The 16,424-nt window shown below is 66.8% G+C and carries 11 protein-coding genes; 7 read left to right on the top strand and 4 right to left on the bottom strand.

Annotated features, from left to right (window positions below):
- The first annotated feature begins 150 nt into the window (after window positions 1-150).
- The 4 genes from ACZLZY_RS06170 (at window position 151) to ACZLZY_RS06155 (ending at window position 7,333) form a co-directional block, all read left to right on the top strand.
- On the top strand, window positions 151-2,544 hold the full coding sequence (locus ACZLZY_RS06170) for a hybrid sensor histidine kinase/response regulator (RefSeq protein WP_472932721.1): 2,394 nt from the start codon (window positions 151-153) through the stop codon (window positions 2,542-2,544).
- A 453-nt stretch (window positions 2,545-2,997) separates the two neighbouring features.
- Window positions 2,998-4,704 (top strand): sensor domain-containing phosphodiesterase, encoded by a 1,707-nt coding sequence (locus tag ACZLZY_RS06165; RefSeq protein ID WP_472932719.1) that lies wholly within the window; start codon window positions 2,998-3,000, stop codon window positions 4,702-4,704.
- A gap of 219 nt (window positions 4,705-4,923) precedes the next feature.
- Window positions 4,924-6,216 carry an MFS transporter gene (locus tag ACZLZY_RS06160; protein WP_472932717.1) on the top strand — a complete coding sequence of 431 codons (1,293 nt, stop codon included), beginning with the start codon at window positions 4,924-4,926 and terminating at the stop codon, window positions 6,214-6,216.
- A gap of 79 nt (window positions 6,217-6,295) precedes the next feature.
- Complete coding sequence (locus ACZLZY_RS06155; RefSeq protein ID WP_472932716.1) at window positions 6,296-7,333, top strand: ABC transporter ATP-binding protein; 1,038 nt, start codon at window positions 6,296-6,298, stop codon at window positions 7,331-7,333.
- Between the two features lie 133 nt (window positions 7,334-7,466).
- Here ACZLZY_RS06155 and ACZLZY_RS06150 read toward each other — a convergent pair whose 3' ends face one another.
- The 4 genes from ACZLZY_RS06150 to ACZLZY_RS06135 form a co-directional block, all read right to left on the bottom strand.
- Window positions 7,467-7,907, bottom strand: a complete 441-nt coding sequence (locus tag ACZLZY_RS06150) for a BLUF domain-containing protein (RefSeq protein ID WP_472932715.1) — start codon at window positions 7,905-7,907, stop codon at window positions 7,467-7,469.
- 24 nt (window positions 7,908-7,931) lie between these two features.
- A complete protein-coding gene (locus tag ACZLZY_RS06145; RefSeq protein WP_472932714.1) occupies window positions 7,932-9,545 on the bottom strand; it encodes an EAL domain-containing protein in 1,614 nt (537 codons plus the stop codon).
- Window positions 9,546-9,687: 142 nt separating this feature from the next.
- The gene (locus tag ACZLZY_RS06140; protein ID WP_472932712.1) at window positions 9,688-11,418 is read right to left on the bottom strand and encodes an ABC transporter permease; all 1,731 of its coding nucleotides are present in this window, start codon (window positions 11,416-11,418) and stop codon (window positions 9,688-9,690) included.
- A 35-nt stretch (window positions 11,419-11,453) separates the two neighbouring features.
- Window positions 11,454-12,422 (bottom strand): ABC transporter substrate-binding protein, encoded by a 969-nt coding sequence (locus tag ACZLZY_RS06135; protein WP_472932710.1) that lies wholly within the window; start codon window positions 12,420-12,422, stop codon window positions 11,454-11,456.
- Between the two features lie 245 nt (window positions 12,423-12,667).
- Between ACZLZY_RS06135 and ettA the strand changes: the two genes are divergently transcribed.
- From ettA to ACZLZY_RS06120, 3 genes are all read left to right on the top strand, one after another.
- Window positions 12,668-14,317, top strand: a complete 1,650-nt coding sequence (gene ettA / locus ACZLZY_RS06130; RefSeq protein WP_472932709.1) for an energy-dependent translational throttle protein EttA — start codon at window positions 12,668-12,670, stop codon at window positions 14,315-14,317.
- Window positions 14,318-14,529: 212 nt separating this feature from the next.
- Window positions 14,530-16,029, top strand: coding sequence for a sensor histidine kinase (locus ACZLZY_RS06125; RefSeq protein ID WP_472932708.1), 1,500 nt, complete (start codon window positions 14,530-14,532; stop codon window positions 16,027-16,029).
- Window positions 16,010-16,399, top strand: coding sequence for a response regulator (locus tag ACZLZY_RS06120; protein ID WP_472932706.1), 390 nt, complete (start codon window positions 16,010-16,012; stop codon window positions 16,397-16,399). The genes ACZLZY_RS06125 and ACZLZY_RS06120 overlap by 20 nt, the downstream gene beginning before the upstream one ends.
- The last annotated feature ends 25 nt before the right edge of the window (window positions 16,400-16,424 follow it).

Below are 16,424 nucleotides of genomic sequence, written 5' to 3'. Positions count from 1 at the left end.
TCTCAGTCCGATCTACTGACGTCTTCCAGGTTTGCCCGGCGGTTCTCCATCGGCTGTCTGCTCGCGGCGCTGGGGATGTCATCGCTGGGACTGGCCGGGCATGTTTTCGATGTCATCTGGCTGTGCCGGCTGAACCCTGGGGTGGCACCGATGTCGCCGCTGACAGCCAGTGCGCTGACGCTCGTGGCGCTGGCCGGTCTCGCGCAAGGTCAGCGACGAACCGCGACGGCGCTGGCCGCGCTCGGTCTTGTCTTTGCGGTCATGCTGCTGGCGAGCCGCATCCTTCTCGGCGACGATCGCGTCACGTCGGCCTTCGCGAGAGCGTGGGGTGGGCCCGCGGCGGGGGCCAGTCGGACGTCGGCGGGCGCGGCCGTGTCGATCGCTCTAATGGCGTTGGCGATGCTGCCGGTCTTACGCGAGCGTCCGCGTTTGGGTGACCCGCTCGCCGCCGCTGCCCTGTTCATCTCCAGCGTCGTGCTGGCGGGCTATGCATACGGCGTGGCGGACCTTTATACGCTTCCCTGGCTTCAGAAGATTGCACCGAACACGGCGCTGGCGGTCTTTCTGCTGGCAATGGGCGCGATCCTCGGCCGCGAGACCGGTGGCTGGGCTGCCACGATCGGCGCCCGCGGCGCGTCCGGGCAGTCGACCCGCCGCCGGCTTCTCTTGACCTTGATGCCAGCGGCGATCTGCTGGGCGCTGCTGCAGGCGGCCAACAACCACCTGCTGGAAGACCAGACGGCGATGGCGCTGCTGGTCGTGCTGACGACCGCGCCCCTCTGTTGGCTGATCGTGCGCGATGGCCGGATCCGCGCCGAACTCGACCGGGAGAGGCGTGAGAAGGCCGAGCTCGAGGCAGGCCATCTCGCCGTTCTCGAAGATCGCCTTCGGCAGCAGGCGCTCGAGCTTGGCCGGCTGAACGCGGAGCGGATCGAGCGTGCCGAGGCCGCGACGCTGCTCAGCGAGGACCGCTACCGCATTCTCTTCGACTCGATCGACGCCGGCTTTTGCATTGTCGAGTTGCGCTTCGACGCCGATGCCATTCCCATCGACTATCGCTTTCTCGAGGTGAACGAGGCCTTCGCCAGCCATACCGGCATCTCCGATGCCCGCGGACGATGGGTTAGCGAACTCTTGCCTGATCAGGAGCGGCACTGGTTCGATCTCATCGGCGACGTCGTCCTGACGGGGCGTTCGATCCGCTTCGAGAACCGGGCCAAGCCGCTCGGCGACCGCTGGTTCGACGTCCATGCCTTTCCGATCGAGACCGCGAAAGGCCGGCATGTCGGCATCCTCTTCAACGATATCAGCCAACGCCGGCAGACGGAACTGCAGCTGCAGCAGGTCAACGCCACGCTGGAACAGCGCGTCGAGGCGGCCGTCACCGAGCGCGAGTTGGTGCAGGCGGCGCTGCGCCAGAGCCAGAAGATGGACGCGATGGGTCAGCTGACCGGCGGCGTGGCGCACGACTTCAACAATCTCCTGACGCCGATCATCGGCAGCCTCGACATGCTGTCGCGGCGCGGCACGGGCACCGAGCGCGAGCGGCGGATGATCGAGGGGGCGCTGCAGTCGGCCGAGCGGGCCAAGCTCCTGGTGCAGCGGCTTCTGGCCTTTGCCCGGCGCCAGCCACTGACCGCCGAGCCGGTGGATGTGGCGCTGTTGGTGCGGGGCATGGCCGGGCTGGTCGCCAGCACGTCGGGGCCGCAGATCCGGCTGTCGGTGGAGGTTGCCGACGACCTGCCGCCGGCGCTCGCCGATTCCAACCAGCTGGAGATGGCGCTTTTGAACCTTTGCGTAAACGCCCGGGATGCCATGCCGACCGGCGGCACGCTGAATGTCTCCGCTGATGTTACCGAGCTGGCGGAAGCCTCCGGCAATGGCGGCGAAATTCTGGCCGCCGGACGCTACATCAGGCTGTCGGTCGCCGACTCCGGCACCGGCATGGACGCGGAGACGATGAAGCGGGCGATCGAGCCGTTCTATTCGACCAAGGGCATCGGCAAGGGAACGGGACTCGGCCTGTCGATGGTGCATGGGCTCGCAGCCCAGCTCGGCGGCGCCTTGAAAATCGACTCCAAGCCGGGGCTCGGCACCCGCATCGATCTCTTCCTGCCGGTGAGCGGCATGGATGTCACAGAGGTCGAGGTGCTGGGTCCCGTCGCCAACGACCATCGCAAGCGGGGGCGGGCGCTGGTCGTCGACGACGAGGAGTTCGTCCGGATGGCGACCTGCACCATGCTGGAGGAACTCGGCTACGACACGGTCGAGGCGGGAACCGGACACGAGGCGGAAATGGTGCTGCGCAATGGCGAGGTGATCGACATTGTCGTCACCGATCATCTGATGCCGGGCATGACTGGTGTCGAGTTGGCCCGTAAGATCAAGGCGGAGTGGCCGCGGCTTCCGGTGCTGCTGGTGTCAGGCTATGGCGATTCCGGGGGGGCCGCCGATGACCTGCCGCGGCTGACCAAGCCTTTCCGCCAGGCGGAACTCGGCCAGCGGCTGGCCGGTCTCGCTCGCCCCGACGCTTCGGCTGCCTGAGGTGTCGAGGGTTGTACAGAGCGGTTGGGCAAACGGCTGATGCAAGTCTCGATTTCCCAGTGACACCGGCTGCGATTGAGAGATCGTCCGTCCCGCCGTCCCGCCGTCCCGCCGTCCCGCCGTCCCGCCGTCCCGCCGTCCCGCCGTGCTGCCGTGCTGCCGGATTCGCGATGCCGCCACCCGCCGGTGCTACTGCAACGCAGTCCGGTAATATTTCGGTGGTAATTTTCGAATGCTCCGGCCGAACCCCTACCGCCTGTACTCGTCATCACCCGGCGAATGTTAACGCAGCACAGTTCTCAATGCGCCACCTGCCGAAGCGGAACTTTAGTTGAATTATGGGGTTGCTTTACATCTGCGCCGCCATAGACCGGCCATGACGCAGATCCCAAGGACATCATGTCGACATTAAGCGAGATCTCGAATCTTGGCGCGCTGACGAGGCTTGCCGCGATGACAAGCAAACCGAATGAGGGTCTGGACCGGGTCACCCGTCTGGCGGCGGAGCTTTTCAAAGCCGTCACGGCCATGATCGTGCTTCCAGAAAAGCATCACATCTGGTTCGCGCGCCATATCGGGTTTGAATTCGGCGGGACGAGCCAGGAGGGTTCGCCTTGCGCCGATGTCACCGCCAGCGGCGAGGTCATGAGTTTTTGCGACCTGCAGGCGGAGGAGCGGTACGCCTGCTGCCCCGTCGTCAAACTCTACGACATGCGCTTCTACGCCGGCGCACCGTTGATCACGCACCAGGGCAAGGCGATCGGCACTCTCTGCGTGTTCGGATTTGAGCCACGGGAAGCGACGCCGGCCCAGCTTACATCGCTCGTCGACTTGGCCAGCCTCGCCATGTCGCAGGTCGAGATGCAGGTCACCAGGGGACGCGTTGATCCCATCAGCGGCATCCCGAACCGCAACCAGTTTCTCGACGATGTCGAGGATACGGCGCGCGAGTGTCCCGGTGAGGAGCGGATGGTCGTCCTCGTCGAGATCGCCGGTTCCGACGAGATGGATCAGGCGGCGCAGGTGATGGGTTCGCGCTACTTCGACGAGGTCATCCAGGCCGCCGCTGAAACCATTCGCTCGATCATCGGGCCGGATCGCTCGCTCTACCATGTGGGGGCGACGCAGTTCGCCTTCCTCGCGCCGCCGGGCATCGGGGCGACAGAGTATGAGGTGATCCTGCGCAACCGGACGAAGGTGAACCACGAGACGCTGGAGTCGCGGTTCCTGCTCAGCCCCCGGCTGGGCGTCGCGGGCTTCGCGCTCGGCGACATCGGGCCTCGGGAAGCGCTGCGGCGGGCGCATTCGGCAGCGCAGGCGGCCCGCGCGCTGGGCGACGCGGTGCAGTTCTATTCGAAGGCCGACGACGACGCCAATGCCCGCCGCTACTGGATTCTGCGTGAGTTCAAGAGCGCCATTGCGGACGGTCAGCTGCATCTGGTCTACCAGCCGCGGATCGATCTGCGGTCGGGATATGGCGTCGGGGTCGAGGCGCTGGTGCGCTGGACGCACCCGTTGCATGGACTGATCTCGCCGGCGGAATTCCTGCCCATCATCGAACGCACGTCGCACATGCGGTCGCTGACGGACTGGGTAGTCGAGGCGGCGTTCGCTGAGATGGCAAAGTGGCGGGCTGAGGGCTCGCGGTTGCGAATGTCGATCAACATCTCGGCCAGGGATGTCGAGGACGGCGCGTTCGTGCTCATGCTGCAGGAGGCGCTGCTGCGCCATGACGTGCCGGCGGAGGCGATCGAACTCGAGCTGACCGAAGGCACCGTCATGCAGGAGTCCGGCAAGGGACTGGCGAAGCTGAAGACGCTGTCGGCGATGGGGTTTAGCCTGGCGATCGACGACTTCGGCACGGGGTACAGCAGCCTCTCCTATCTCCAGAAGCTCCCAGTCGATGTCGTGAAGATCGACCGCTCCTTCCTCATCGACACCGCGACCGACGAGAAGGCGAAAACGCTGGTCCGGGCAATGATCAGCCTCTCGCACGATCTCGGCTACCGGGTGGTGGCGGAAGGGATCGAGGACACAAGGGCGCGCGATTTTCTTCGCGACGCCGGCTGCGACGAGGCGCAAGGGTACTTCTACGGACGGCCGATGCTGCCCGCGGCCATCCGCGCCTGGTTCGCCGAGCGCGAGGAACTGGTGCTCTGAGGTCTGGCCGCCCAGTGCCCCGGCGGTGACAAGCAGCCGAGGTCCGTGCATGTGCGAGGGTCTTTTAACGATTGCCCGCATGTTTCACGGCGATCTTACGGCGTGGCGTGAGACGCCCCCTGTTCCGGCGGTTCTCGCGCGGGCCTTTGCCACGGCCCGTTGACAAGGCTTGCGGAATCATCGGTAGCTCGGCGCGGGGGCGTGCGACGGGATGCCGACATGATGAGTACCAGCACCAGCCTCACTCGGCGTTTCGGCCAGCGCTACGCGTTCGTGGTGGTTGGTGTCATCTTTCTTGCGCTGCTGATTTCCGCCGGCCTGCGCTCATCGCCATCGGTGATGATGCTGCCGCTGGAGAACGCGTTCGGCTGGGGGCGCGACACGATCTCGCTGGCGGCGGCCATCGGCATCTTCCTTTACGGTCTCGCCGGTCCCTTCGCGGCGGCGGCGATGGAGCGTTTCGGCCTGCGCCGCGTGCTGCTGCTGGCATTGACGATGATGGCCGGCTCCTCCGTGCTGAGCCTCTGGATGACCGAGCCCTGGCACCTCGTCGCGACCTGGGGCGTGATGTCGGGCCTCGGCTCGGGCGCGGTGGCGAGCGTGCTCGGGGCGACCATCGTCAACCGCTGGTTCAAGACCAACCGGGGCCTGGTGATGGGGCTGATGTCGGCGAGCAGCGCCACCGGCATGCTGGTCTTCCTGCCGTTCCTGGCCATGCTGGCACAGGGCGGCGGCTGGCAGCCGGTGGTGATCACCGTCGCCTGCGCCTGCGCCGCCCTGCTGCCGCTGGTGTTCTTCCTGGTGCCCGAGCGACCGGCCTCGATCGGCCTCACCCGCTTCGGCGCGGAAGAAGCCGAACCGCCGATCGCCGCAGCCACCGGCAACTTCCTCGCCGCGACCTTCGCGACGCTGAAGAAGGCCGCAGCGACCCGCGTCTTCTGGTACCTCTTTGCCACCTTCTTCGTCTGCGGCTTCACCACCAACGGCCTCGTCGGCACGCATCTCATCTCGTTCTGCGGCGACATGGGGATCACCGAGGTCAAGGCGGCGGGGTTCCTGGCGGCGATGGGGGCCTTCGACCTCATCGGCACGACGCTGTCGGGCTGGCTCACCGACCGCTACGACCCGCGCAAGCTGCTCTTCGTCTATTACGGCGTGCGCGGCCTCTCCCTGATCTTCCTGCCGTTCTCGGACTTTTCGGTGCTGAGCCTCAGCGTCTTCGCCGTGCTCTACGGGCTCGACTGGATCGCCACCGTGCCGCCGACGCTGCGCCTCGCCAATGAGAGCTTCGGCGACCGCGCGGGGCCGCTGGTGTTCGGCTGGATCGTCGCGGGCCACCAGCTGGGCGCGGCGAGCGCCGCCTATTTCGGCGGCTTCATGCGCGAGGCGCAAGGCAGCTACCAGTCCGCTTTCCTGATCGCAGGCCTGACGGCATTGGCCGCGGCGGGGATCTCGCTGCTGATCGATCCCGACCGGGCCGAGCGGATCAGCCCGGCGCCGCAGGCCGCCTGACCATCACCGGAAGCGCCGGGTGGCCGTCATGCGGCCGTCATCTTCCCGCCCTACGGGGCGGGAAGCATCGGGAGACGACATGACCACCATCAGCATTGCCGGGGTCGGCAAGCGCTTCGGCGCGACGCCGGCACTCAGCGACATCTCGCTGGAATTCGCCAGCGGCTCCTTCACCGCGCTGCTCGGCGCGTCGGGCTGCGGCAAGACCACGCTGCTGCGGCTGATCGCCGGCTTCGAGGCGCCGGATGCGGGCACGATCGATATCGGCGGCGTGCGCATGGCGGATCCAAAGCGCCAGGTGCCGCCGGAGGAGCGGGGCGTCGGCGTCGTCTTCCAGTCCTATGCGCTGTGGCCGCACATGAGCGTCGGCGAAAACGTCGCCTATCCCCTGAAGACGCGCCGGGTCGACAAGCCGGAGATCGCGCGGCGCCGCGACGCCGTGCTGGAGACAGTGGGGCTCGCCGGCTTCGGCGACCGGCGGATCGAGGAACTGTCCGGCGGCCAGCGCCAGCGCGTGGCGCTCGCCCGCTGCCTCGTCGCGGACTCGAAGGTGATCCTGTTCGACGAGCCGCTCGCCAATCTCGACATGCACCTGCGCGCGTCGATGGCCGAAGCGTTCCGTGAGATCCACGAACGAACCAAGGCGACCATGGTCTACGTCACGCATGACCAGTCCGAGGCGCTGGCGCTCGCCGACCGGGTGGTGGTGATGGCGGCGGGCAGGGTCCTGCAGGCGGCAGATCCGGCAACTCTCTACCGCTGCCCCACCGACCGGGCGGTGGCGGGCTTCGTCGGCCGCGGCTCGCTCGTGACAGGCGAAGGCATCGCCGGCAAGGACGCCGTGCGGATCGGCGGCACCGAGATAAATGCCCGCTTCTCCGGCAAGGCGGCGGTTTCCGGTGGGCCCGTCACCGTCCTGCTGCGCCCGGAGGCCTTGCGGCTCGGCGACAGCGGGCTGCCAGCGACGGTGGTGTCCTGCATCTACCGTGGTGCCGTGCACGAGGTGCAGCTTCGGACCGAGACGGGCGAGCGGCTGTCGCTCGACAGCGCGGTCCCGCTCACCCGCGGGGCGCTCGTGCATGTCGCCGTCGCCGATGCCTGGGTCGTGCCGGACTGAGCACTGGCGTTGGCTGGCCACGCGGCAAAGGCTGAGTTGCCGTTTTCAGAAACCGAGGCCCACCGTCTTCGCTTTGGCTTCAGGCGATCTCGTTGGCCTTAAAGCACCCGCAAAGGCCGCAGAGCACGCCCTATCAGGCGGCCTTTTCCTCGGTGATCGTCAGGTCGCGCAGCAGCACGTGGATCTCGTCGCCGCTGAGGCTTGAGAGGTTGAAGCCGCTGCCCGCGCCGATCGCCGCGAAGCGCGTGGCATCGACGGCTGAGCTCCCGACGAAGCCCATCGCCCAGTTCGGGAAATTGCGCGCGGGTATCTCCTCGACGGCGAGCAGCGAGACGTCGCCATGGCGGTCGTCCTGCTGGATCCGCTCGAAGGCAGCCTCGATCTGTTCGAGTGGCCCCTCGAGCACCTGCGCGAAGCAGCCGGCGTTGAACATCAAGGCTCCGGTAATGCCGTCGCGCAGGTTGTTCTCGCGGCTTCTTGCCAGAATGTCCGCGACACTGGCCTCAAAGGCCGCTTCGTCGCCGGCGATGTGGTTGTGGCTGTAGTAGACGAGGCGGTGGATGGCGGTGCTCATGCGAAGGCTCCTTCCGGTTCGCGGTCAGTCTTGGACGGGCGGTCGCGCGAGGAAACCGCCGATGGCGTCGGCGGCCATCGGGCGTCCCGTCAGGTAGCCCTGAACCTGGGTGCAGTTCTCGCCGCGGATGCGCGCCAGCTGTTCGGCCGTCTCGACGCCCTCGGCGGTGATCGTCATCCCGAGGCTCGTGCCGAGGCCCGCGACGGCGCGCAGGATTGCCGCGCTGTCGGGATTGGTCCCGGAGATGAAGGAACGGTCAATCTTGATCTTGTCGAAGGGGAATTTCTGGAGATAACTCAGCGACGAGTAGCCGGTGCCGAAATCGTCCATCGAGACCGTCACCCCGAGCTGCCGAAGCGCCGTCAGCGTTTCCAGCACATTGTCCGTATCGTCGAGCAGCGCCCCCTCAGTGATCTCGAGCTCCAGACGGTGCGCCGGCAGGCTGGCACCGGCGAGGGCAGAGGACACTGTGGCAAGCAAGGTGTCGGCCTTGAACTGCAGCGGCGACACGTTGACCGCGACGATCAACTCTTTTGGCCAGGTCGCGGCCTCGAGGCAGGCTGTCCTTAGAACCCACTCGCCGATTTTAACGATCAGGCCGGTTTCCTCGGCGAGCGCGATGAAGCTGAGCGGCGGGACATTGCCGCGGACCGGATGCCGCCAGCGCAGCAGCGCCTCGAAGCCGATCACTTCGTTGCTCGTGAGGTCGAGGAAGGGCTGATAGTGCAACTCGAACTGTTTGAGGGCAAGTGCCCGGCGCAGGTCGATCTCCAGTTCCCGGCGCTCGTGCAGCAGGGCGTCCATCCCCGGCTGGAACAGGCGAAAGCGGCCGCGCCCGGCGCGCTTGGCCTCGTAGAGCGCGAGGTCGCCGTTGCGCAGCACGTCGCGCGCCTGGGTCAGGCCGCCGCGCAGGGTGGTCCCGACGCTGACCCCAATGTTCACGGTGTGGCCGTTCAGCACATAGGTCCGCCCGACGAGGTCGACGAGCCGCGTGGCGAGCTTCACCGCATCGTCTTCGTCCCGGACGCCATGCTGAAGGACAACGAACTCGTCGCCGCCAATGCGGGCGACGACGTCGCCCTTGCGACAGGCGCTGGTGATCCGCGAAGCGACCTTCCGCAGGAGCAGGTCTCCCACCGCGTGGCCGAGGGTATCGTTGACGATCTTGAAGCGATCGAGGTCAAGGCAGTGAACCGCAAAGGGCGCCTCGGTGGCGTCACGCGCAAGGGCGCCTGACAGCTGCGACAACAGGTTGCGGCGCTTGACGAGCCCCGTCAGGTCGTCGACCTCGACGGACGTGGTGGCGGCCTCCGCCACAAGAGGCGACCGAAGCGATACGACGAGCTGGCCGTTGCCGAGCGGCGTGAACCGGACCTCGAAGGGCACGTCCTTTTTCGTGGTCAGCCGCTGCGTTGTCTCCATTAGCAGATCGGGCGCCGACAGGGTAACGCTCGGAAGCAGGTCGCGGAGGCTGAGGCCGACGATCCAATCCCCGAAAACGCTTTCGGCCGCTGCATTGGCATAGAGCACGACGCTGTTGCCATCGATCGCTAGGACCGGATCCGCCAAGCACTGGAGGATATGCTCGTAGCTGGGAACCGTAAGATTCCGGGCTGAGCCGGCGGACTGCATGTTCATGAGAGGCTCCACCCCCGGACAGGTGGCGGCACTCTACCGGTAGGGTGCTAATAATCGTGAAATTCGGGCTTTGGAATTTGGCAGAATTGGCACGATATCGCTGCAGTCGCTGCAGTCGCTGCCGGCCTTCGAGCGCGCCGCCTCAGCGCCAGGGCAGGACGCCGGCCGGCAGGCGCCGCGCCAGCCGGTCGAGGATCGCCAGCAGCACCACGACGGCGCCGACGGTGAGGACCGCGATCGCCGCCGCGTGGGTCGCGAGACCCGCTTCCTCCAGGCTGAACAGGACGACGCCGAGCGTCTCGTTGCCGCCGGACCAGAGCAATGCCGAGACCGTCAGCTCGTTGAAGGCGCTCATGAAGACGAGGAGCGCGCCGGCGACGGCAGCGGGGAGGGCGAGCGGCGCGGTGATCGTCACGGCGCGGCGGAGCGGTCCCGCGCCGGCGACGGCGGCGGCCTCCGACAGATCGCTGGAGATCTGGCCGATCGAGGCGGTGACCGGCTGCAGCGCGAGCGTGGCGAAGCGCATGAGGTAGGCGACGAGGATGATCGCCGCGGTACCATAGAGGCTGCCGACCAGCGGCAACGGCCGCAGGAACAGGAGAATGCAGGCGATGGCGAGGACGATGCCGGGCACGGCATAGGCGAGTTCCAGCGAGCCGAGCAGCAGGCGCCGCGCCCGCTGGCCGAAACGGGCGGTGACGATAACGACGGGGATCGCGAGGGCGGCAAGGATCACCGCGGCAAGCCCGGCCAAAAGCAGCGAGTTGCGGAAGGCGCGCAAGGTCGAAGCCTGCTGGAACAGCACCTCGCGGAAATTGCCGAGCGTCGCGGTGTCCGGCGTCAGCGGCACACCGACGGTTGGCACGAGGGCGGTCGCCAGCAGCGCCAGCGCCGGCAGGATCAGGATGGCGCCGACCGTGCCCCAGGCAAGCGCTGCCACCGGCCAGCGCCAGCGCCCCAGCGCGAACCGCGCCGGCGTGCCGATGCCGAGGCGATGCCGCGCCTGGCGGAGCGCCAGGCCCTGCAGGCCGACGCCGGCGAGCGCCAGCAGGCCGATCGCCACCGAGAGAGCGGCGACCTCTGGCAAAACGCTCGGGCCGAAGCTCGACAGCTTCTGGTAGATCAGCGTTGCCAGCGTCAGGTAGTTGACGGGCAGGCCGAGAAGGGCGGGAATCCCGAAATTGCCGACGCCGGAGACGAAAGCGAGCGCGGCGGCGGCGGCGAGATAAGGCCGGACAGCCGGCAGGACGATGGTCAGAAGCACGCGCACCGGGCTGGCGCCGGAAATCCGCGCCGCCTCCGTCAGGTCGCGCGGCACGCGGGCAAGGCCCGCCCGCAGCGTGACGAAGACGATCGGCGCGTGCTGGACGCCGTAGAGGAGGATGATGCCGGTTCGGCCGAGCAGCGGGTTGGGCGTGCCCGGCGGCGGCGCAAGGCCGAGCGCGCCGAGGAGGGCGCTGGAGGGACCGAGGAGGTGCAGGAAGGCGAGCGCCGTCACCTGCGGCGCGATCATCAGCGGCAGCAGCACGAGAAAGCCGAAAGGCCTGCGGCCGGGCAGCTCGGTCATCGCCACCAGCACGGCGAAACCCGCGCCGAGCACCAGCGCGATCGCCGCGCCGAAGGTCGCGGTGTCCAGCGTGTGCCAGGTGGCGCGCAAGGCCGACGCCTTGCCGAGCCGTGCGAGGAAGCCAGAAGGATCGAACGCACCGGCCGGCGCGAGGGCGGCGTAGAGAATCCGGCCCATCGGCACGGCGCCGAGGGCGAGGATCAAGGCGACCACCAGAAGCGGCGCGAGAACGCCGCCGGGTATTATTCCGGCCGGAATTCTTGCAACACGCTTCGCTCTCGGTGTGCCGGCGGAACTGAACGTCATGTGCTGCGGATCGCTGTCATGCGATGGGACTCAGGCTACTGCGCCATCGCCTCGGAGAACTTCTCCTTGTTGGCGGTCTCGTTGGCGACCGCCGTCGCGGCATCGAACGGCAGCACCTTGATCGCCGAACGCTCGGGATAGCCGGCCGGCAAGGCGACGCCGGCGCGGGCCGGGATGTAACCCTGGCTGGACGCGAGCGCCTGGCCCTTCTCCGACAGGAGGAAGTCGACGAAGGCTTTCGCGGCCTCTGGGTTCTTTGCGGTCGAGAGGATCGCCACCGGCTCGGTCACGGCCGAGACGCCCTCGGCCGGGAAGACGAACTCGACTGGCGCGCCCTTCGCCTTCTCGCGGATCGGCATGTAGTCGACGATCATGCCGAACAGCTTGTCGCCGCCGCTGACCGCCTTCAGCACGTCGCCATTGCCGCCGGCGGCCTGCGCGCCGTTGGCGCCGAGCTTCTCGTAATAGCCCCAGCCGTCTGCAAGGTTCTCGGTGAGGGTGACGGTGTGGATCAGCGCGGCGCCCGAGGTGAGGGGGCTCGGCAGGGCGACGAGGCCCTTAGCCTCCGGCTTTTCGAGGTCGGCCCAGCTCTTGGGCACGAAGGGCGCCTTGGTGTTGTAGACGATGCCGGTGGTGATCAGCTTGGTCGAAAAATAGGTCTTGTCCGGATCCGACTGCGCGCCTTCAAAGGCGGCGAGGTCGGCGCCGGGATAGGCCATCAGCCGGCCTTCCTTCTTCAAGCCTTCCATGGTGACGACGTCGGCGATCAGCAGGAGGTCCGGCTGCGGCGAGCCGGCCTCGATCTCGGCCCGGAGCTTCGCCATGATCTTCGGCGTGCCGTCACGCACCCACTCGACCTTGACGCCGGGGTTGTCGGCCATGAAGGCGTCCGCGGTCTGCTGCGCGTCTGTATTGGGCTGGCTGGTGTAGAGCACCAGCGTGCCGTCGGCGGCGAAGGCCGGGGCAGAGGCGAGCAGCAAGCAGGCGGCGATGATGGAGCGCATGAGATCCTCGGCGGTCGTTGACGGCGAACGTGTCGCATAGCGGCGCGGTGTAACGGTTGGATGACGGGAAGGAGAGTGCCCGGCGCCGTGCAGGACGCGTTCACAGGTGCAAATAGGCGCGGTGGGGAGACGGCAATGTCGGTGCGGTGATCGCTGCAGGCCTACCGATATTCTTGCTCATCCGGCCGGCATGGCTTACGTGTGGCGCAAATTTCCGACGCTTCGAATTTGGAGACGCGCCCGTCATGGCACGCCAGTTCATCTATCACATGTCCGGCCTGAAAAAATCCTACGGCACCAAGAAGGTGCTGGAGGACATCCACCTGTCCTTCTATCCCGACGCGAAGATCGGCATTCTCGGGCCGAACGGCTCGGGCAAGTCGACGCTCCTTAAGATCATGGCCGGCACCGACACCGACTATACCGGCGAGGCTTGGGCAGCTGAAGGCGCCAAGGTCGGCTACCTCCCGCAGGAGCCGAAGCTCGACGAGACCAAGACGGTGTTCGAGAACGTCATGCTGGGCGTTGCCGACAAGCAGGCGATCCTCGATCGCTACAACGAACTGATGATGAACTATTCCGACGAGACCGCCGACGAGGGCGCCCGTCTCCAGGACGAGATCGACGCGCAGAACCTCTGGGATCTTGAGCCGCAGGTCGAGATGGCGATGGAAGCGCTGCGCTGCCCGCCGAAAGACTCGGCCGTCACCGACCTCTCCGGCGGCGAGCGGCGCCGCGTCGCGCTCTGCCAGCTGCTCTTGTCGAAGCCCGACATCCTGCTCCTCGACGAGCCGACCAACCATCTCGACGCCGAGACCATCGCCTGGCTGGAGAAGCACCTGCGCGAATACACCGGCTCCGTGCTGATGGTGACGCATGATCGCTACTTCCTCGACAACGTCACCGGCTGGATCCTCGAGCTCGACCGCGGCCGCGGCGTTCCCTACGAGGGCAACTACTCGGTCTATCTCGAGAAGAAGCAGAAGCGCATGCTGCAGGAAGGCCGCGAGGACGACGCTCGTTCGCGCGCCATCAGCCGCGAGCGCGAGTGGATCCAGCAAGGCGCGAAGGCCCGGCAGACCAAGTCGAAGGCCCGTATCCAGGCCTATTCCGACCTCGTCGAGGCCTCGGAGAACCGCAAGCCGGCGGACGGCAAGATCGTCATCCCGGCCGGCGAGCGCCTCGGCAACCGCGTCATCGAGATCGAGAACGTCACCAAGAGCTATGGCGACCGGGTGCTGATCGAGAACCTGTCGTTCCGGCTGCCGGCCGGCGGCATCGTCGGCATCATCGGCCCGAACGGCGCCGGCAAGACGACTCTGTTCCGCATGATCACCGGCCAGGAGCAGCCCGATTCCGGCAAGATCGCGATCGGCGACACGGTCAAGCTCGGCTATGTCGACCAGAGCCGTGATAGCCTCGCGCCGGACAAGAACGTCTGGGAAGAAATCTCCGGCGGCAGCGACATCCTGAAGCTCGGCAAGTTCGAGATGAACTCCCGTGCCTATGTCGGCAACTTCAACTTCAAGGGTACCGACCAGCAGCAGAAGGTCGGGACGCTCTCGGGCGGCCAGCGCAACCGCGTGCACCTCGCCAAGATGTTGAAGTCGAGCTCGAACGTCATCCTCCTCGACGAGCCGACCAACGATCTCGACACCGAGACGCTGACGGCTTTGGAGGACGCACTGGAGGAATACGCCGGCTGCGCCGTGGTCATCAGCCATGACCGCATGTTCCTCGACCGGCTGGCGACGCACATCCTCGCCTTTGAGGGCGACAGCCACGTCGAGTGGTTCGAGGGCAATTTCCAGGACTACGAGCAGGACAAGATCCGCCGCCTCGGCCCCGATGCCGCCAACCCCAAGCGCCCGACCTACAAGCGCCTGACGCGCTGATCTTTGCCCAGCCCGCTCCCGCAAGGGGGCGGGCCGGGATTGCGACCGGCCGCGCCGCCGGGTCGCCGGACGCCAGCGCCGGCGAGCGCTGGGACTCCTGGCTACCCGAAAAGCGTGATCACTTTCTGCCGGGCCATTTCAAATGCGCTGTTTGTTGAGGCTTCTCGCCTATAACTTGCGTATCAGAGCAATTGCGCGCGCCCGCGCGTGCCATGGCAAAGCATCCGCCCTTGTTGAACGCCGTCGACTTCGAGTACCTCTTCAGGGCGCTTCCGAGCCCGCATATGGTGGTGGACCGCGGTCTCACCTTCGTCGCGGTCAATGCTGCCTACGAGCGGGTCACCAAGCGCTCCCGTGCCGAACTGATCGGGGGCAAGCTGTTCGAGCTTTTCCCGAACGACGGCCAGAGCGGCGACCTTCTCCGGGAGTCGCTGGCGCGGGTGCTGCGGACAGGCGAGAGCGACACCATCGCCTACATTCCCTATGAGATTCCGCGGCCTCAATCTGAGGGTGGCGGCTTCGACCTCCGTTACTGGACGGCGATCCATACGCCCCTGATGGATGCGGAGGGCGAGGTCGCCTACGTGCTGCAGAACACGGCCGACGTTACCGATATCGTTGCGTTGCAGGCGGCCGCGACCTTGCCGTTCCGGCCGCGATCGGGAGCGGTCGAGCTGCTGCAACGCGCGCAGGAAGCCGAGGTCGCCTACCGCGCCAGCCTTTCCGACAGCGCCGATTTCCAGCGCATGTTCCAGAGCTCGCCCTCGCTGATCGCCGTGATGCGCGGTCGTGACCACATCTTCACCTTCGCCAACGAGGCCTATCAGCGCTATGTCGGCGACCGCCCGCTGATCGGACTGTCGATCCGCGATGTGTTCCCCGAGATTGGGGAACAGGGCTTTTTCGATATTCTTCAAGGTGTCTTCGGGGGCGGCGGTCCGCATCTGGCGGAAGGCCAGCGCATCCTTTTGCGGCAGAGGGGCCAGGAGCGGCTGCAGGAGGTCTTCCTCGACTTCTCCTTCCATCCGATCCACGACATGACGGGCGCGGTGACCGGCATCTTCTTCCAGGGCATGGACCGGACCGAGCATTTCCGCTCGCTGCACCGCCAGCGCCTGATGGTCGACGAGCTGAACCACCGGGTGAAGAACACGCTCTCCACCGTCCAGTCGATCGCCCGCCAGAGCTTTCGCGGCACTGAGACCGAGGCATCGCGACAAGCGTTCGAGGCGCGGATCATCGCCTTGTCGCGCGCCCATGACGTGCTGAGCGAGCGCCTGTGGCATACCGTGGCGCTGTCGGCGTTGCTCGTCCAGGAACTGGCGGCCTTCGACACCAGCCGGGTACGCCTGGCGGGCCCGGAGGTCGATCTGAACCCCAAGGCGGCGATCGCGCTGGCCATGGTGTTCCACGAGCTGGCGACCAATGCCGCCCGTTTCGGCGCCTTGTCCGGCGAGACCGGGGGGTTGCAGGTCGACTGGCAAGGCACCACGTCCAGCGACGAGCGGACGTTGAAAGTGGAGTGGCGGGAAACCGGCCTCATTGCTTCCGAGGCACCGCTGCGCAGCGGCTTCGGCACGCGGATGCTGCGGCGGATCATCGAGGGCGAGCTCGACGGCAGGCTGGTGCACGACCTCCGGCCTGATGGTCTTTTCTGCAGTTTCGAGGTCGGCATGAAGGAGGTCGAGGGCTTTGCAGGTACCCCGCACTAATCCACCAGCGCTTCGGGGGCTGAAAGTCTTCGTCGTCGAGGACGAGAGCCTCGTCGCCATGCAGCTTGAGGATATGTTGCTCGACGTCGGCTGCGAGCTCGTCGGCCTCGCCATGCGCGTCAAGCGGGCTCTCGAAATGCTGGAAGGCGACCCCGACGTCGATGTCGCCATCCTCGACGTCAACATCGGCGGCGACAAGGTCTATCCTGTCGCCGAGCGGCTTCGGGAGCGGGGCATTCCGATGATCTTCGCCACCGGCTATGGCCGCGCCGGCGTCGAGGCGGAATGGCAGGCCTGTCAGATCCTGCAGAAGCCATACACCTGGGCCGAGGTCGAGAAGACCGTGCTCATCGCCGTCTCCACCGCCTGAATCCAGCGTCTGCGCCCGGCCCGTC

The organism is Mesocryomonas lacus (genome assembly GCF_055730135.2).
Note: the sequence above shows the minus strand (reverse complement) of the source record. Positions and strands in the feature narration are given on the sequence as shown.